The sequence below is a fragment of the Paraburkholderia sp. J94 genome, assembly GCF_905220285.1.
Classification (GTDB): Bacteria; Pseudomonadota; Gammaproteobacteria; order Burkholderiales; family Burkholderiaceae; genus Paraburkholderia; species Paraburkholderia tropica_A.
In genome coordinates, this window is the sequence record NZ_CAJMZH010000001.1 from 205086 (window position 1) to 220812 (window position 15727).

The window sequence follows — 15727 nt, forward strand, 5'->3', positions numbered from 1 at the left end:
CTTCAAGTGAGGTCGTCATGGTTGATTCGATTTGCACCGTGGTACGAAGCCAGGGTGGTCGTGCCGCGAAAAGCTGGCTCGTTGTGCTGGGTGTCGCCTCGCTGGCGGGCTGTCATGTCGTGACGGATCAGGAACTGGCCGCGATACGCGCGCAAGGCCAGCATCATGGTCCCGATCCGGTCGCGATGTTCAATGAGCAGATGATTCCCTACGCCGACAAGAACGCCAAACCGGCGGCCCAGGTCATCGGCGCGCTCAGCCAGAATTTCGACGACGCCTGCAAGCAATACGGCGTGCGGCAAAGCTCGGCATTCCCCTGCAATTTCTGGATTCGCGTGCAAGGCAAAGTCACGCGTATCGACACCACCTCGCGCGTCGGCCGCGCCTATGTGGACGTGACGCCCGCGAGCGGCGGCGAGCCGGTGCACGTCGCGCTCGAAACCGGCCCGGTCGTGATCGGCACCGGCGTGCGCGACGGCTTCCCCGGCGTGAAATACGGCGACTTCGACGATCAATCGAAGTTCGCGGTGTTCGGTCAGGCAATCAACAAGCTCGTTGTGGCGCGCGCGCAGGAATCGCTCAAGCTCAAGGTCGGCCAGACCGTGGATGTCGCGGCCGTCTATAGCAGCTGGAGCGAACCGGCAGGCGAAATTCGGGCGATACCGGTGGCATGGAAATGAGCGAAACGATCGAAGCGAACGAGTCGCGGCTCGCGAACGCCGCGAATGTGATCGAGACGCGCGGGCTGTCGAAAATCTATCCCGGCACCGCGGCGCTCGTGGACGTCGATTACAAGGTTCGGCGCGGCAAGGTCAATGTGCTGATCGGCGAGAACGGCGCGGGTAAATCGACGCTGATGAAATTGCTCGCGGGCGCCGAAACCGCGACGTCGGGCGAGATTCATATCGACGGGCAACTCGCGACGATTAGCGACGTGCGCAGCGCCGAGGCGCATGGCGTGGGCATCATCTTTCAGGAACTCAATCTCTTTCCCGATTTGAGTGTCGCCGAGAATATCTTCACCGGCAACGAATTGACGAGCGGCGGCGTGATTCGTTCGAAAGACGAAATTCATCAGGCGAAAATCCTGCTGGACCGTCTGCAGATTCCGATCAATCCGCGCACGCGTCTCGGCGATCTTTATGTCGGTCAGCAGCAGCTCGTGGAAATCGCCAAGGCGCTTTCGCGGCACATCAAGGTGCTGATCATGGACGAGCCCACGTCGGCGCTCTCGCGGCACGAGGTGGAGATTCTCTTCAAGATCATTGGTCAGCTGAAAGAAGAAGGCGTGACCGTGATTTATATCTCGCACCGCCTTGAGGAAATCATGGCGATCGGCGACTGCATCACGGTGCTGCGCAACGGGCGGCTCGTCGCGGAAGACGATATTGCGAATATCGACATTCCGTGGATCATCGAAGCGATGGTTGGCTCGTCGAAGAAACGTTTCGCGTTCGAACAGCACGCGATCGGCAACGAGGTGCTGAAAGTCAGCGACGTTTCGCTCAAGCGCTCGAACGGCATTTACGCGGTCGATCATGTGTCGTTCTCGGTGCGCGCCGGCGAAGTGATCGGCATTTACGGGCTCATGGGCGCGGGCCGCACCGAACTGCTCGAAACGCTATTGGGCGCGCAGCCGAACGCAGTGGGCGAAATCGAACTGGCCGGCAAGGCCATCGAGGATCTGCCGATTCCGAAGCGCATCGAAGCGGGCATCGCGCTGGTGCCCGAGGATCGCCAGAAGCAGGGCATGATCCAGCTGATGTCGATACTGGAAAACATGACCTTGTCGAGTCTCGGCAAATTCGCGAACCGGCTGAAATTCGGCGCGCTCAAGCGCGAGAAGCAGGTCGAAGCGGCCGACGATATCGTCAAGCGGCTCGCCATCAAGGCCGCTTCGGTGGATGCGCCGATCACGTCGCTCTCCGGCGGCAACATGCAGAAGGTGGTGATCGGCAAGGCGCTGCTGACGTCGCCGAAAGTGCTGCTGATGGACGAACCGACGCGCGGTATCGACGTGGGCGCGAAGGAAGACGTCTACAAGACGATCAGCCTGCTCGCGAAGTCCGGCATTGCGGTTATCTACGCGACCTCCGAACTCGACGAAGCCGTGGCGGTTTCCAATCGGGTCTTCGTGATGGCCAGCGGCAAGCTCACGGCCATCATGGAGCGCTCGCAGTTTGACAGCGAACGCATCGTGCGCGCATCGACACCGGCCACGGCAGTGGTCTGAGGCAACCGAGGTAGACACCATGAATACTCCCAATAGCAGCAATCCTTCGCTGCATCCGGTGCACACGAAACACAATCGCCAGGGCGCCTATGTGGCGGCGCGCTTCGCGGTCAATCTGCTCAAGCTGCGCATCTTTATCGCGCTGTTCGCGATCTTCATTGTTTTCTCGCTCACCGCGGACAATTTCCTCTCGACCGGCAATATGCTGATCATGGCCAAGCACGTGACGGTCGTGGCGATTCTGTCGATTGGCATGACGCTCGTGATCCTGACCGGCGGCATCGATTTGTCGGTGGGTTCGATCGTCGGGATCAGCGGCATGGCGGCCGGTTATCTGCTGCTTCAAGGCATACACATCGGCCACTATGTGGTGTTCTTCAATCCGGTTGGCGTCGCGCTGATTGCGTGTCTGCTCGGCGCGCTGATCGGCGCGGTGAACGGTTATCTGATCACCGCGCTCAACGTTGCGCCGTTCATCGCCACGCTGGGCATGCTCTATGTCGTGCGCGGCGCCGCGCTGCTCGTGAACAACGGCAGCACCTATGCGGACCTCGAAGGCAATCCGGCGCTCGGCAACACGGGTTTCGAATTCCTCGGCAACGGCACGATCATGGGCCTGTCGGTGCCGGTGTGGATCATGCTCGCGCTGGCGGCCATCACCATTTTCATCGCGCGTAAAACGCCGCTCGGACGACGCATCTATGCGATCGGCGGCAACGAGCAGGCCGCGCGCTTTTCCGGCATTCGCACCAATCGCGTGAAGCTGTTCGTCTACACGTTCTCGGGTTTTTGTGCGGCCATCGTCGGGCTGGTGATTACGGCGCAATTGCAGACCGCGCACCCGCTGACCGGCGAGACCTACGAACTGAACGCCATCGCGGCCGTGGTGCTCGGCGGCACCGCGCTGATGGGCGGACGCGGCACGGTGTTCGGCTCGGTGGTGGGCGCGTGCGTGATCAGCATCCTCGGCGACGGCATGGTGATGTGCGGGATCAGCGACTTCTGGCAGATGGTCATCAAAGGGCTCGTGATTATCTTCGCCGTGGTGGTCGACCAGTTGCAGCAGCGTCTGCAATCGCGCATGGTTTCGCTGACCGCCTGATCCGATACCCGGGAAAAAGACATGCACTACGTTCTGGCTATCGATCAGGGAACCAGCGGCACGAAGGCGCTCGTCTTCGACGCCGAAGGGCAGGTGCACGCGCGCGGCTTCGCGGCGGTGGCGTGCACGCATCCGCAGGCGGGCTTCGTCGAGCAGGACGCCGACGCGCTTTACGATTCGGTCTTGCAGGCCGTCGCGGCGTGTCTGGCCGCGTTTGACGGCGAGCCGCGCGATATCGTCGGCGTGGGGATTTCGAATCAGCGCGAAACCGTCGTGCTGTGGGACGAACAGGGCAAGCCGATCGTGCCCGCCGTGTCGTGGCAATGCCAGCGCTCGCTGCCGATCTGCGAGCGGCTCAAGCGCGACGGCATGGCGCCGCTGATCGCGCAGAAAACCGGCTTGCTGATCGACCCGTATTTTTCCGGTACCAAACTCATCTGGCTCAACGAAAACGATGCGCGTGTGCGCGAGCACATTCAGCGCGGCAGCGCGCGCTTCGGCACTGTCGATAGCTGGCTGCTGTATCGGCTGACGAAAGGCGCGGCGTATCGCGCCGACTATACGAATGCGTCGCGCACGATGCTGTTCAATCTCGCGAAGCTCGAATGGGATCAGGAACTGGTCGACGCGCTCGGCCTGCGCGGCTTGCGTTTGCCGGAACTGAAGCCGTCCGCTTCGCACTTCGGCGAAACGGATTTCAACGGCTTGCTCGCGCACCCGGTGCCCATCGTCTCGATGATCGGCGACTCGCACGCGGCCGCCGTGGGCGAGGGCTGCCTGATGCCCGGCGTCGCGAAGGCCACCATGGGCACGGGCTCGTCGATCATGATGAACGTCGGCCGCGAGCCGCAGCCGCCCGCGCATGGCCTCGTCTCGACCTTGTGCTTCGCCACGGGTTCGCGCGTGGACTACGCGATGGAAGGCATCATCATCAGCGCGGGTTCGACGCCGGCCTTCCTCAAGGAGAAGCTGAATCTGTTCGGCGATTTCGCCGAGGCCGAACGCGCCTTCACGGAGTACGACAACGGCGGCGTGTTTCTGATTCCGGCTTTCTCGGGTATCGGCTGCCCGCACTGGAAATATCCGGGCGGCGCGCAGATCGTCGGCATGCAATTCTCGACGTCATGGCAGCACGTCGCGCGCGCCGCGTACGAATCCATCGTCTATCAGATCAAGGATGTGATCACGGTGATGGAACAGTCCGCGAACGTGCGCCTGAGCGAGCTGCATCTCGATGGCGGTCTGGTGCAGCGCCCCTTCCTGCTTCAATACCTCGCCGATACCTTGAATCGCCCGGTCAGCACGCTCGCGCTCAGCGAGATTTCGGCGGCGGGCGCCGCGGCGCTGGCGCTGCTCGAAACCGGCTTGATTCCCTCGCTCGACGCGCACCGCGAAAACCGAGCGATCGCGCGGCGCGTGGAGCCGGGCAGCGGCGTGGACGCGGCCGCGCGCAATCACGAGCAATGGCTGAAGTGGATCGGCCGTCTTTAAACGCAGGGTTTTGGGAGAGAGCAACGTGAGTGACGAAGCAAAGCGGTTCGTAGGCAAGGTGGTCGTCGTGACGGGCGGCAGCCGCGGCATTGGACTGGGCATTGCCGAGCGCTTCGCGCGCGAAGGGGCGAAGGTGTGCGTGTCGGCGAACGAAAAGAGCGTTCACGACGCAGCGGCGGGCTTGCGCGACGCGGGCTATGAAGCGATCGCCGTCGAGGCCGACGTGACGAGCAAGGCGCAGGTGGTCGCGCTCTACGACGAAGTGGCGGCGAAGCTCGGCGAAGTCGATATTTCGGTGCAGAACGCGGGCGTGATCACGATTGCGAAGCTGCCCGATCTGAGCGAAGCCGATTGGGACAAGGTGATGGCCGTGAACACCAAGGGCGTGTTCCTGTGCTGCCAGGAAGCGGCGACGCGCATGCTGCGCGCGGGCAAGGGCGGGCGGCTGATCAATACGGCGTCGGGGCAGGCGCGTCAGGGCTTTGTCTATACGCCGCATTACGCGGCCAGCAAGTTCGGCGTGCTCGGCATCACGCAGAGTCTCGCGAAGGAACTCGCGCCCACGGGCATCACGGTCAACGCGTTCTGTCCGGGCATCATCACCACGGATATGTGGGCGTACAACGACGAGGCCTGGGGCAAGCTGCTCGGCGACTACAAGCCGGGCGAGCTGATGAAGGAATGGGTCGACAACATCCCGATGAAGCGCGCGGGGAGCGGCAAGGACGTGGCGGGGCTGGTGGCGTTTCTGGCGTCGGACGACGCGTCCTATATCACCGGCCAGACGATCAACGTGGACGGCGGCATGTTCATGTCGTGATGCGGGGGTGATGCAGACGTGATCCATGCGAGCGACGCCGTGCGAGGCACCGGCGTCGCTCGCGGCTGCCTCGACGGGCAGCCGCGCGAGAGCGCTTTAGCGCACCGGCAGGGCGGCGAGCTTGCTGACCGTATCGGCGCAGGCGTGCGCGGCTTCCGCGCCCTTCACGACGAAATGCTCGCGGAAATACTTCACGTGTTCTTCGCCGTGGAAATGATGCGGCGTGAGCACGACCGAAAACACCGGCGTGCCGGTTTCCAGTTGCACTTGCATCAGGCCGTCGATCACGGCCGTCGCGACGAAATCGTGACGATAGATGCCGCCGTCCACCACGAGGCCCGCCGCGACGATGCCGGCGTAGCGGCCCGTTTGCGCGAGGCGCTTGGCGTGCAGCGGGATTTCGAAGGCGCCGGGCACTTCGTAGAGATCGATGTCGTCGGCGCTATAGCCGTACTTCTGGATCGATTGCACGAAGGAATGCTTCGCCTGATCGACGATGTCGCGATGCCAGCAAGCCTGGATGAAAGCGAGACGCGGACGGTTGTCGGCGGAGGCAGCGACGGCCTGGGATTCGATGTTGCTAGAGATGTTCATGGACTTCAGCCTGTTTTGTGTGAACAGGGCGAAGGACGGCCGCGCCTCTCGCGAGACGCGAAAAGGCGCGGGCCATCCTGTTCTCTTTCATCCGGACTATACCGTCGGCCCCGGAATCCAACCGGGTCTGCTGACCTCTGCGATCGCGTCAAGCAGGTTGCGATGGCAGAGCGCTCGCGGGCTACGTCGTACTGGACGATTACCGCCGGTGGGGAATCTCACCCCGCCCCGAGAACGTGTTCGTGAGCATGCTTATTCACGAACGGGTTGTACGGTAGCACGAATCAGCCGTTTGTGCACAGCCGCAAACAGCCTGAGTTTCCCTTCTAAATCTGGCACTGAATTCAATGCCGACGCCATGCTGGCGGTTGCGGCAGTCGAGCAGACAAGGAGCGAATGCAATGAAGCATCAGCGTGATTTGAGCGCCGCGCGGCGGGTGGGCGTGGCCGTGACGGACGGGGCCTCGTCATGGCGTCCGTGAGCCGTCGTCGCGCGCCGGGACGCGGCGTGGGCGGACCGCCGCGCTGGTCGAAGCAATGGCTGCTGCCGATGCCGCACGAGTCGGTGCGCAGCCTGTCGCTGAATGCGCATCTGGCGCTGGAAGCGTGCCGCGCGGAACGCGGCAATCAGCACATGCTCAACGAACTCACGCGCCTGACCTATCTGTCGTTCTTCATGTGGGAAGCGGGCGTGGGCCACGCGCAAGCGGGCGTCTATGCGGAAGTGGAGGACGTGCTCAACGTGACGGTCGAGCATGCGGTGCGCAGCGGGCAATGGATCGTGAGCGCCGATGACGTTGCTGCGATCGAGGCCTTGCTCAAGGTGTACGACGAACAGTTGTCGTCCGTGAGCGCGCGAGTTTACTGCGATGCCGTCCAGCGGCTGGACAGGCTGCTGGCAACGCCGCAAACGGTGTCGCCGCTTGTTCGCAAGATGCCGCGCGAAGCCGCTGCCGATATCAGTATGTAGTTATCCTGACGAATCTGGCGCACTGCCTGGCGGATGCCCAATGCGATGATCAGGCCGCCGCACGCGATATCGATCCAGGCCTTCGCGCGCCCGCAGGCTCGATTCGACAGAACGCCCGCCCCGTGCTACCGTGCAGGCTCGTGAAATTACAAGAAAATTCGTGCATATCATGCTGACGAGCCAACGCAAGAAAGCGATCCTCGACGCACTCGAACGCGAAGGCCAGGTGCTGGCGGGCGAGTTGAGCGCGGCATTCGGCGTGTCGGAGGACACGGTGCGGCGCGATCTGCGCGAACTGGCCGCCGAAGGCCGTCTGCAGCGCGTGCATGGCGGCGCGCTGCCGGCGTCGCCGGCCGTCGCGCCGCTCGCGCAGCGTCAGGACATGGATGTGGCCGCGAAGCAGCGCGTCGCGCGCAAGGCCGCCGCGATGATCGAGCGCGGCCAGGTCGTGATCGTCGACGGCGGGACCACGTCGGCGCTACTCGTGCAATGCCTCGCGCCCGATCTGGAGGCGACCGTGGTCACGCACAGCCCGAGCGTGGCCGTCGCGCTGGCGGCGCATCCGTCGATCGAGGTCGTGCTGATCGGCGGCAAGCTCTACAAGCATTCGCTCGTGGCGGTGGGCGCGGCGGCGGTCGAGGCCATGTCGCACGTGCACGCCGACCTGTACTTCATGGGCGTGACCGGCGTGCATGCGAAGGCGGGCCTGAGCACCGGCGACTTCGAGGAGGCCTACGTCAAGCGCGCGCTCGCGCAGCGCGCGGCGGAAACGGTCGTGCTCGCGTGCGCTTCGAAGCTCAACACGGCGTCGCCGTATCGCATCGGCGAACTCGATCTGGCGCAGACGCTCATCGTCGAAGCGGGCGCCGACGCGCGGCTCGTGAAGCCGCTCGAAAAGGCCGGATTGACGATCGTGAAGGCGTAGCGCGCGGCGCGACTCAAGCGGCGTTAGTGGTGTTGGTGGCGTTAGAGCGACATGCGCTGCAACACGCGGTCGCCGAGCACGAAGCGATGATAGAGTGCGCCCGCCACATGCAGGACGATCAGGCCGAACAGCACCCACGCGAGCACGCCGTGGACGTCGCCCATCGCGTGACCGAATGACGAGCCTTGCGCGGCCAGCGCGGGCAAGGGCGCGAGGCCGGCGAGTTCGACCGTCCACGCGCGCGACGACGCATTGATCCAGCCGAGCAGCGGCACCGCGAACAACAGCACATAGAGTGCGCCGTGCGTGAGCGCGGAGACGGCGCGCATCCACGCGGGCAAGCGCGCCGAGAAATCGTCGCGCGGCGGACGGTGCGTCGCGCGCCACAACAGGCGGCACACCATCGCCGCGAGCAGCGCGCTGCCGACACCGAGATGCCACGCGATCTCGCCAACGGGCTGCGTGTCGCGATGCACGTCGGGCATGGTCCAGCCGATCACGAACTGCGCCGCCACGAGCAGCACGACGAGCCAGTGAAGCAGGCGGGCGACGAGGTCGTAACGCGCGTGAGTGTCGGCGTGCATGAGGTCTCCTTGGGTCGATAAAAAACAGTCAAAACCGCGATTTTAGGAAACCGAAACTTAGCGGAACATTAAGGCGTGAATAAGTCGACGGCCGAAGGTTTCGCGGACGTTTGCAAGCCGCATTGAAGTCATCGTCGGCTTCCGCATCGGCTTCCGCATCGGCTTCCGCATCGACGTGCGTGTCGAGCCGCTTTTTTTATGCGCTAAGATCGGATAAACACGGACTTACGCCCAATAAAACCACGCTCGAACCACACGATCGATAACGTCCATGAAAGACAAGCTCAGCAGCGATCTGATCGTCGCCTCGGCGCATTTGTCGCCCGATGCGATTTTCCTCGTCGATGAGAAAGGGCGCATCCGCCATGTAAGCGCTGCCTGCGAATCCATTTTCGGCTATGTGCCGCGTGATTTCGCCGATCAATTCATTATCGACTTCGTGGTGCCGCAGGATCAGGACGCCACGCGCAAGGAAGCGAAGGAAGTGCTGGCGGGACGCAAGCGCGTCGGTTTCGAGAACCGCTACCGGCATAGCGATGGCAGCGACGTGTCGATCTCGTGGTCCGCGCATTGGCTCGCGCGCGAGCGGCTGCGCGTGGGCGTGGCGCGCGACGTGACTTCGCTTCGGCGACCCGATCACACCGCGCCGCTGCTCGCGATGCTCGCGCCGCACGAGCGGCGCGTGGTCGAGTTGCTGCTGACCGAAGCCACGGAAAAGCAGATCGCCGAACGTCTGGGGCTGGCCGTATCCACCACGCATTCCTATATCACGGGAATATTTCGCAAATATGGCGTGCGCGGCCGCGCGGGTTTGATGAGCCTGTGGCTCAAACATCTTTCCGGCGCGAATCTGCTTTGACGAACCGCTGGCGGGACTGGGTTCTGGAGGCGGCTTCGGAAGCCGTGTCTGAAGCGGCGCTGCCGTTCATCGCAAGCAGGCCGTCCAGAAGGCGCTGAACGCGCGCGCGATGCGCCGGCAGCAGGCCGGGCGTGGCGTAAAGATGCATCAAGCGTTGACGCCAGTAGCGCTGGTCGAAGATCGTGCAGTCGACGTCGATCGACAGCGCCCGTTCGAGATGCGCGACGGCGGCGTCGATCGTCTTCGCGCAATACGGCGCCATGCCGGGCTCCTGTCCGGTTGCCTGCGCTTTCATTGGGAATCTCTCAGGTTGCTGCGGCGTGTTCGGTTTGTTGCGCCCGTGGCCGACTGCCGTGCCGCGAAGCGCCTGGTTCGCCTGCTTGTAAGCTGATGGTAGCGAAGCTGTCAGACGGCTCATACCCTGCTAATCAGAGGGGTGGTTCGGCGGCGTCGAGCGCATTCATCATGCCGAATAATTACTTTGGAATCCGTAGCATCGATGGTGAATTGAGAGCGTCGATAAAAACTATTCGTGTTGCGAAGTAAAAGAGAAATTCAGCGATTTCAAACCGTCGATACGCGACCAATGACGAATGTTTTACAGCGATCAATGTTCGATCGGTAAAAATCGACTAATGCACCAATATGCGGCGTTTTAAATGCCCCGCACCAATTTGATTCATTTCACTTAAACTGAAATCAAATAGAAATGTTCATTCTGGTTTTTGTAAGTTATTCGACTTCCTGCATTTAAATTTAAAGTGGGTCAATATCCAGGACGCGCTCTGGTCGGGATTTCTGGCGATTTAGAGTGATTTTTCTAATTTCGGTAATCTCCCATCAAAAAAAGTTTACTGAGCCTTTTTTTACTTGCTATCGTTCAGTCCGCCACACGCGTCATGAGTTTCGACACACGATTGTCACCGCGCCATGCGAGGCGCGGCTGTCGAAGCGCCTGAAATGACGCGATGCCGTAGACAGCTTCCGTGCCAGTGCATGAATCGGGTTTGCCGCGACGGTTCCCGATGCAATCCATGCCATTCGGACTGCGAAAGAAACACCTGACTTGATGCGACGCGCCGCGCCGGACTTGCGGCCAGCGTCGCTGCACAGCGGAAAGTGGGCGCAAGGCGCCCGAGGGAGCGAAGGTGGTGATGAAAGGGGAAGTCGCTTTGCAATCGGCGCAATCGGTGGAGTCGGTTGAATCGGCGGGCGCCGCGCTGCAACGGCCCGCGCGGCCTCGCGAGTTCGGCCGCAAGCAGCAGAACCCGGTGCGCCGTTTCGGCGGCATCGCGATCGTCCTGCTGCTGCACATCGTGCTGATCTACGCGTTGATCAACGGCCTCGCGACCAAGGTCGTGCAGGTCATTCAGCATCCGATCGAAACGAAGATCATCGAGCCGGTGAAGCCGCCGCCTCCGCCGCCGTTGCCGACCGTGCAGTTGCCGCCGCCGAAGTTCACGCCGCCACCGCCGCCGTTCGTGCCGCCGCCCGAGGTGCCGGTGCAGGCGCCGCCGCAGGCGACCATCACGCATGCGCCGACGCCGGTGCAGAGCGCGCCGGTCACGGCGCCGCCCGCGCCGCCTGCGCCCGTGACGGCCCCGGCCAAGCCGGTGAGCCACGAGGTGGGCGTGGTGTGCCCGAACTCGGACCAGATCCGTTCGTCGATCAAGTATCCGCAGGAAGCGCAGGAAAACAACGTGACCGGCGACGTGATGATCGAGTTCGTCGTCGACGCGCAAGGCCATATCACGAACGAGCGCGTGGCGAAGTCCGCCGACGACGACAGCCTCGATCGTGCGGCATTCAACGCGGTGAAGCAGTTCAATTGCATTTCGCAGGGGCAGCCGGTCCGCGTGCAGGTGCCGTTCTCGTTCAACCTCAACTGAGGCGCGGGCGGCAGCATTCGGGTGGCGATTCATTAGTCACGATTCACAAGTTCAACGATTGAACTGGAGCAGGCATGAAGAAGCGTTCTTTCGCCGCACTGGCGGCCAGCATGTTGTTCGCCGTAGCCACGGTCGACACCTTTGTTGCACCTACGCTCGCCAATGCGCAAGCAAGCGACGCCAGCGCCACGGCCTCGGCCAGCGCAACCGCAAGCGCGACGGCCATGAGCGCCGCGGCGCCCGCGCAGGTCCCGGCAGCCGACCAGCCGCCGCCGCCGCCCGCCACGTCCGAAACCGTGAGCAACCCGTACGGCCTCGGCGCGCTGTGGAAGAACGGCGACTTCGTCGCGCGCTTCGTGCTGCTGCTGCTCGTGATCATGTCGATGGGCAGCTGGTACATCATGATCACCAAGTTCATCGAGCAGGCCCGCGCGAACCGCCGCGCCAAGTCGGCCGACGATCAGCTCTGGAACGCGCCCACGCTCGCCGACGGCGCGAAGCAGCTCGAAGAAACCTCGCCGTTCCGCTTCATCGCCGAAACGGCCATCGAAGCGGGCGAGCATCACGACGAAGCGCTGCTCGAAGCGGTCGACCGCAACACGTGGATCGACGTCTCGGTCGAGCGCGCCATCACCAACGTCTCGAACCGCCTGCAGGACGGCCTCGCCTTCCTCGGCACGGTCGGTTCGACGGCGCCGTTCGTCGGTCTGTTCGGCACGGTCTGGGGCATCTATCACGCGCTGACCGCCATCGGCATTGCGGGCCAGGCGTCGATCGACAAGGTCGCGGGTCCGGTCGGCGAAGCGCTGATCATGACGGCCATCGGCCTCGCGGTCGCGGTGCCGGCGGTGCTCGGCTACAACTTCCTCGTGCGTCGTAACAAGGCCGTGATGGAGCGCGTGCGCGCCTTCGGCGCCCAGTTGCACGCGGTCCTGCTAGCCGGCGGCAAGCGTCGCGCGCAGGCTGCGTCGCGCGCCGTCGCGATGGCCGAATAACTCTGTCGAGCGAGGTACGCCATGGCCATGAGCGTGGGGCAGGAAGGCGACGACGACGAAGTCATCTCCGCCATCAATACGACGCCGCTCGTCGACGTGATGCTGGTCTTGCTGATCATCTTCCTGATCACGATTCCGGTGGTGACGCACACGGTGCCTGTGCAGCTGCCCAAGCAAACGGTGCAGCCGCTGCAGACCACGCCGAAAAGCGTCGAGATCGCCATCAATCGCGACGGCAACTTCTTCTGGAACGAGTCGCTCGTCGACGCGCCCACGCTGCTCGAACGCCTGAAAACGGCCTCGCAGCAGACGCCGCAGCCGGAAGTGCACGTGCGCGGCGATCAGGGCACGCGTTACGAGTTCATCGGCCGCGTGCTCACGTCGTGCGAGCGCGCGGGTATCGCGAAGGTGTCGTTCATCACGGAGCCGCCAGCACGCGGCGGCTGAGCGCAGCGAGCGGGTTCCATCCGCCCGTCTGAGGGCGGCGGTTTCATAGAGCAGGGGAAAGTCATGGGTATGAACGTGGGGTCGGGCGGGGGCGGCGGCGAGCCGGAAGTGATGGTGGACATCAACACCACGCCGCTGATCGACGTGATGCTGGTGCTGCTGATCATGCTGATCATCACCATTCCGATCCAGATGCATTCGATCAAGATGAATCTGCCGGTGGGCAATCCGCCGCCGCCCGCCACGCAGCCGCAGATCGTGCAGATCGACATCGACTTCGACGGCACCACGACGTGGAACGGCCAGCCCGTGCCCACCGAGGCGGACCTGGAGTCGCGGCTCGCGCAGGCGGCCGCGCAGCCCGAGCAGCCCGAGATTCATGTGCGGCCGAACCGGCTCGTGCCGTATCGCGACGTGGCGGCCGTGATGGCCGCGGCGCAGCGCGAGGGCGCGACGAAGATCGGCCTGATCGGCAACGAACAGTACATGCAGTGAGGAACGACGTGGCGCGTATTTCCCGACGATTCAGACAGGCCGTGCTGGCCGCCGCGCTGGGCGGCGCAGGCGTGTTCGGCGCGGCGCCGTTCGCGATGCAGGCTGCTCAGGCGGCGCCGACCTTGCGGCCCGAAGTGGCGAAGCCGCTCAACGACGCGCAGACGCTCTATCGTGCACATCGCTATAGCGAGGCGCTCGCGAAGATCGCGCAGGCGGCCGCCGTGCCCAACCGCACCGACTACGAGACCTTGATGGTCGAAGAGATGCGCGGCGCGGCAGCGGTGGCGGCAGGCGACAACGCCACCGCCGAGCACGCGTACGAAACGCTGCTCGCGGGCGGCCAGGTGAGGGGCGAGGACGAGCAACGCACGGCGGCTGCGCTCGCCGGGCTGTATTTCCAGCAGAAGGATTACGCGAAGGCGATCAGGACCGCGCAGCGCTATCAGAAGGCGGGCGGCAGCGATCCGCAGATGCAGACGCTGCTGATCGAGGCGTATTACCTCTCCGGCGACAACGCGGGTGCGCTCGCGCTGCTGCGCGCGAACGTCGATGCGCAGGTGCGCGCTGGTCACGCGCCCGAGGAAGACCAGTTGCAGCTGCTCGGCACGGTCGCGCAGAAGGCCAACGATCAGGCGGCGTATCGCGGCGCGCTCGAAAAGCTCGTCGCGTATCACCCGAAGCCCGCTTACTGGGACGATCTGATTCACGCGATCCGCGCCAAGCCCGGTTATCTCTCCGCGCTCGACGTCGATGTTTACCGGCTGCGCCGCGCCGCCGGTTCGCTTTCGGGCGCGAACGACTATATGGAATTCACGCAGCTCGCGATCGTGGCGGGCTCGACGGCGGAAGGCAAGCAGATCGTCGATCAGGGCTTTACGAGCGGTGCACTGGGCCACGACGCGCAAGCGGACCGCGAGCGCCGTCTGCAGGCGCTCGCCGCGAAGCGCGCGAGCGCGCCCGCCGATCCGCAAAATCCGCTCGCGCCGTTCGATGCGGGCTTCAATCAGGTATTCGCGGGTCAGCAGCAGGCCGGTTTCGCGGCGATGGAAGCGGCGCTCGCCAAGGGCGTCGATCATCCCGATCTGGCGCGTCTGCGGCTCGGCGAGGCGTATTACTTCGCGGGCCAGAAAGCGCGCGCGGTGACGGCCTTCAAGGCGGTCAAGGGCAATGACGGATCGGCCGATCTCGCGCAGCTCTGGTTATTGATCGCGGCGAAATAAACGCGGAAATGCAGCGGTAAGGAAATCGCAATGTCGTTGCAATGTTATTGCTGACGGCACCGAAAGCAGGCGTTTTACGCAGGACGTTTTTCTCGTTGTGCATTCAAACGGTCGAAATAGAAACGGCTCGCTTTACGGAGCAAGCCGATGGAGGTGTCGCGCCATAAAAAGAGGTTCGATCTCATCAAACAAATTTTGACGCGTTATTTTGTCTTGCTATGGTTTCGCCACTTGACGAGAAGGCCTACGTTGCAGCAACCACCGGCCGCCGCATCCGCGCCTTGCGACAGCGCCTCAGGCGCACGTTGCAGGAGACCGCGGAGCTGGCGGGAATATCCAAGCCTTATCTCTCGCAGGTGGAACGCGGGCGCGCCACGCCGTCGTTGCGTTCGCTGATCGGCATCGCGCGGGCGTTGGGCGTGACCTTGCAGTACTTCATCGAAACACCGGCGGAAGAACAGGTCGTGCGCCGCGCCGAGCGCCTGAAGTTCTTTGGCTTCACCGGGTCGGCGAATCAGTATGGACGGCTCACGTCGACGGGCGGCGATCGCAAGCTCGACGCGCAGCTCGTGAGAATGCCGGCCGGTGCGCAACGCTTCGACGTCGTCGCGCAGGCTACGGAAGAGTTCTTGTATGTCATGAGCGGAGAAGTGTCGCTCACGCTGGAAAACACGACGTTCGTGTTGCGCGCGGGTGATACCGCGCATTTCGAATCGGCGGTGCCGCATGCGTGGGCCAATCCCTCCGATACGGAAAGCGTATTCGTCTGGGTGGGTACGCCGAAACTGATTTGAGAAACGCCGTTGCAACAGAACAAAGCGCTTCACGGCAATACAGAAATATTAGTAGTCCAAATGTAATGTGAAGACTTCACCCGCGCGGCGCGCAAGCATAAACAGGGGTTGCCGCGCGGGCACGAAGGCGTCCGCAACGATTGGCAGGGTAGTGCGATTGCGTGGCGCACATGCTTTGAAAGCCGTTAGTAGTCCGATTTCAAAAGGGGTTTGGGTAGATCGCCGCGACGGACGCAACCGCGCCGCCGGAGCGATTTGCGCAATGGGCGCGACGCGACAGCGTCGTCAATCGACGGCGAGGTTCACAAG

Annotated in this window: 17 protein-coding genes and 1 riboswitch; of the genes, 14 read left to right on the plus strand and 3 right to left on the minus strand. The window is 63.3% G+C overall.

The features are described 5' to 3' along the window. Positions 1 to 17 precede the first annotated feature (17 nt). The 5 genes from U4Y88_RS00925 to U4Y88_RS00945 are packed head-to-tail and all read left to right on the plus strand — an operon-like array spanning position 18 to position 5646. Entirely contained in the window at positions 18 to 680 is a 663-nt protein-coding gene (locus tag U4Y88_RS00925; protein WP_224011833.1) for a DUF2291 family protein, read from the plus strand. After that, on the plus strand, positions 677 to 2233 hold the full coding sequence (locus U4Y88_RS00930; protein WP_321781609.1) for a sugar ABC transporter ATP-binding protein: 1557 nt from the start codon (positions 677 to 679) through the stop codon (positions 2231 to 2233). Before U4Y88_RS00925 ends, U4Y88_RS00930 begins: the two co-directional genes overlap by 4 nt. A 19-nt stretch (positions 2234 to 2252) precedes the next feature. Continuing rightward, a complete protein-coding gene (locus tag U4Y88_RS00935) occupies positions 2253 to 3335 on the plus strand; it encodes an ABC transporter permease (protein WP_224011835.1) in 1083 nt (360 codons plus the stop codon). Positions 3336 to 3356: 21 nt separating this feature from the next. Further along, positions 3357 to 4826, plus strand: a complete 1470-nt coding sequence (locus U4Y88_RS00940) for an FGGY family carbohydrate kinase (protein ID WP_321781610.1) — start codon at positions 3357 to 3359, stop codon at positions 4824 to 4826. 25 nt (positions 4827 to 4851) lie between these two features. Next, complete coding sequence (locus tag U4Y88_RS00945; protein WP_321781611.1) at positions 4852 to 5646, plus strand: glucose 1-dehydrogenase; 795 nt, start codon at positions 4852 to 4854, stop codon at positions 5644 to 5646. 96 nt (positions 5647 to 5742) lie between these two features. On the opposite strand, the gene U4Y88_RS00950 is transcribed toward U4Y88_RS00945, so the two are convergent. Further along, positions 5743 to 6240, minus strand: coding sequence for a 6,7-dimethyl-8-ribityllumazine synthase (locus U4Y88_RS00950; RefSeq protein WP_321781612.1), 498 nt, complete (start codon positions 6238 to 6240; stop codon positions 5743 to 5745). 75 nt (positions 6241 to 6315) lie between these two features. Further along, a riboswitch (FMN riboswitch) is annotated at positions 6316 to 6480 on the minus strand. Between the two features lie 238 nt (positions 6481 to 6718). Between U4Y88_RS00950 and U4Y88_RS00955 the strand changes: the two genes are divergently transcribed. Both U4Y88_RS00955 and U4Y88_RS00960 read left to right on the plus strand, forming a co-directional pair. Continuing rightward, entirely contained in the window at positions 6719 to 7210 is a 492-nt protein-coding gene (locus U4Y88_RS00955) for a hypothetical protein (protein ID WP_321781613.1), read from the plus strand. A 169-nt stretch (positions 7211 to 7379) separates the two neighbouring features. After that, positions 7380 to 8135 (plus strand): DeoR/GlpR family DNA-binding transcription regulator, encoded by a 756-nt coding sequence (locus U4Y88_RS00960; RefSeq protein WP_224011840.1) that lies wholly within the window; start codon positions 7380 to 7382, stop codon positions 8133 to 8135. Positions 8136 to 8176: 41 nt separating this feature from the next. Here U4Y88_RS00960 and U4Y88_RS00965 read toward each other — a convergent pair whose 3' ends face one another. After that, positions 8177 to 8719, minus strand: a complete 543-nt coding sequence (locus U4Y88_RS00965) for a cytochrome b (protein WP_224011841.1) — start codon at positions 8717 to 8719, stop codon at positions 8177 to 8179. Positions 8720 to 8990: 271 nt separating this feature from the next. On the opposite strand from U4Y88_RS00965, the gene U4Y88_RS00970 reads away from it, so the two are divergent. Beyond that, positions 8991 to 9578 carry a PAS domain S-box protein gene (locus tag U4Y88_RS00970; RefSeq protein WP_321781614.1) on the plus strand — a complete coding sequence of 196 codons (588 nt, stop codon included), beginning with the start codon at positions 8991 to 8993 and terminating at the stop codon, positions 9576 to 9578. On the opposite strand, the gene U4Y88_RS00975 is transcribed toward U4Y88_RS00970, so the two are convergent. Further along, positions 9547 to 9996 carry a hypothetical protein gene (locus tag U4Y88_RS00975; RefSeq protein WP_321781615.1) on the minus strand — a complete coding sequence of 150 codons (450 nt, stop codon included), beginning with the start codon at positions 9994 to 9996 and terminating at the stop codon, positions 9547 to 9549. The two genes, U4Y88_RS00970 and U4Y88_RS00975, sit on opposite strands and share 32 nt — an antisense overlap. 736 nt (positions 9997 to 10732) lie before the next feature. Between U4Y88_RS00975 and U4Y88_RS00980 the strand changes: the two genes are divergently transcribed. From U4Y88_RS00980 to U4Y88_RS01005, 6 genes are all read left to right on the plus strand, one after another. Then, positions 10733 to 11467: an energy transducer TonB gene (locus U4Y88_RS00980; RefSeq protein WP_224011844.1), complete on the plus strand. Its 735-nt coding sequence runs from the start codon at positions 10733 to 10735 to the stop codon at positions 11465 to 11467. A 74-nt stretch (positions 11468 to 11541) separates the two neighbouring features. Further along, the gene (locus U4Y88_RS00985) at positions 11542 to 12462 is read left to right on the plus strand and encodes a MotA/TolQ/ExbB proton channel family protein (RefSeq protein WP_321781616.1); all 921 of its coding nucleotides are present in this window, start codon (positions 11542 to 11544) and stop codon (positions 12460 to 12462) included. A 21-nt stretch (positions 12463 to 12483) separates the two neighbouring features. After that, a complete protein-coding gene (locus U4Y88_RS00990) occupies positions 12484 to 12909 on the plus strand; it encodes an ExbD/TolR family protein (RefSeq protein ID WP_224011846.1) in 426 nt (141 codons plus the stop codon). 63 nt (positions 12910 to 12972) lie between these two features. Next, positions 12973 to 13404: a biopolymer transporter ExbD gene (locus tag U4Y88_RS00995; protein WP_321781617.1), complete on the plus strand. Its 432-nt coding sequence runs from the start codon at positions 12973 to 12975 to the stop codon at positions 13402 to 13404. A gap of 8 nt (positions 13405 to 13412) precedes the next feature. Beyond that, entirely contained in the window at positions 13413 to 14624 is a 1212-nt protein-coding gene (locus U4Y88_RS01000; RefSeq protein WP_321781618.1) for a hypothetical protein, read from the plus strand. A 218-nt stretch (positions 14625 to 14842) separates the two neighbouring features. After that, positions 14843 to 15418, plus strand: coding sequence for a helix-turn-helix domain-containing protein (locus U4Y88_RS01005; RefSeq protein WP_224011849.1), 576 nt, complete (start codon positions 14843 to 14845; stop codon positions 15416 to 15418). The last annotated feature ends 309 nt before the right edge of the window (positions 15419 to 15727 follow it).

Bases quoted from the DNA above. Each gene is read 5' to 3' on its own strand.
- U4Y88_RS00925 (WP_224011833.1), top strand. From the start codon at position 18: ATGGTTGATTCGATTTGCACCGTGGTACGAAGCCAGGGTGGTCGTGCC.
- U4Y88_RS00930 (WP_321781609.1), top strand. From the start codon at position 677: ATGAGCGAAACGATCGAAGCGAACGAGTCGCGGCTCGCGAACGCCGCG.
- U4Y88_RS00935 (WP_224011835.1), top strand. From the start codon at position 2,253: ATGAATACTCCCAATAGCAGCAATCCTTCGCTGCATCCGGTGCACACG.
- U4Y88_RS00940 (WP_321781610.1), top strand. From the start codon at position 3,357: ATGCACTACGTTCTGGCTATCGATCAGGGAACCAGCGGCACGAAGGCG.
- U4Y88_RS00950 (WP_321781612.1), bottom strand. From the start codon at position 6,240: ATGAACATCTCTAGCAACATCGAATCCCAGGCCGTCGCTGCCTCCGCC.
- U4Y88_RS00960 (WP_224011840.1), top strand. From the start codon at position 7,380: ATGCTGACGAGCCAACGCAAGAAAGCGATCCTCGACGCACTCGAACGC.
- U4Y88_RS00965 (WP_224011841.1), bottom strand. From the start codon at position 8,719: ATGCACGCCGACACTCACGCGCGTTACGACCTCGTCGCCCGCCTGCTT.
- U4Y88_RS00970 (WP_321781614.1), top strand. From the start codon at position 8,991: ATGAAAGACAAGCTCAGCAGCGATCTGATCGTCGCCTCGGCGCATTTG.
- U4Y88_RS00975 (WP_321781615.1), bottom strand. From the start codon at position 9,996: ATGAGCCGTCTGACAGCTTCGCTACCATCAGCTTACAAGCAGGCGAAC.
- U4Y88_RS00980 (WP_224011844.1), top strand. From the start codon at position 10,733: ATGAAAGGGGAAGTCGCTTTGCAATCGGCGCAATCGGTGGAGTCGGTT.
- U4Y88_RS00985 (WP_321781616.1), top strand. From the start codon at position 11,542: ATGAAGAAGCGTTCTTTCGCCGCACTGGCGGCCAGCATGTTGTTCGCC.
- U4Y88_RS00990 (WP_224011846.1), top strand. From the start codon at position 12,484: ATGGCCATGAGCGTGGGGCAGGAAGGCGACGACGACGAAGTCATCTCC.
- U4Y88_RS00995 (WP_321781617.1), top strand. From the start codon at position 12,973: ATGGGTATGAACGTGGGGTCGGGCGGGGGCGGCGGCGAGCCGGAAGTG.
- U4Y88_RS01005 (WP_224011849.1), top strand. From the start codon at position 14,843: ATGGTTTCGCCACTTGACGAGAAGGCCTACGTTGCAGCAACCACCGGC.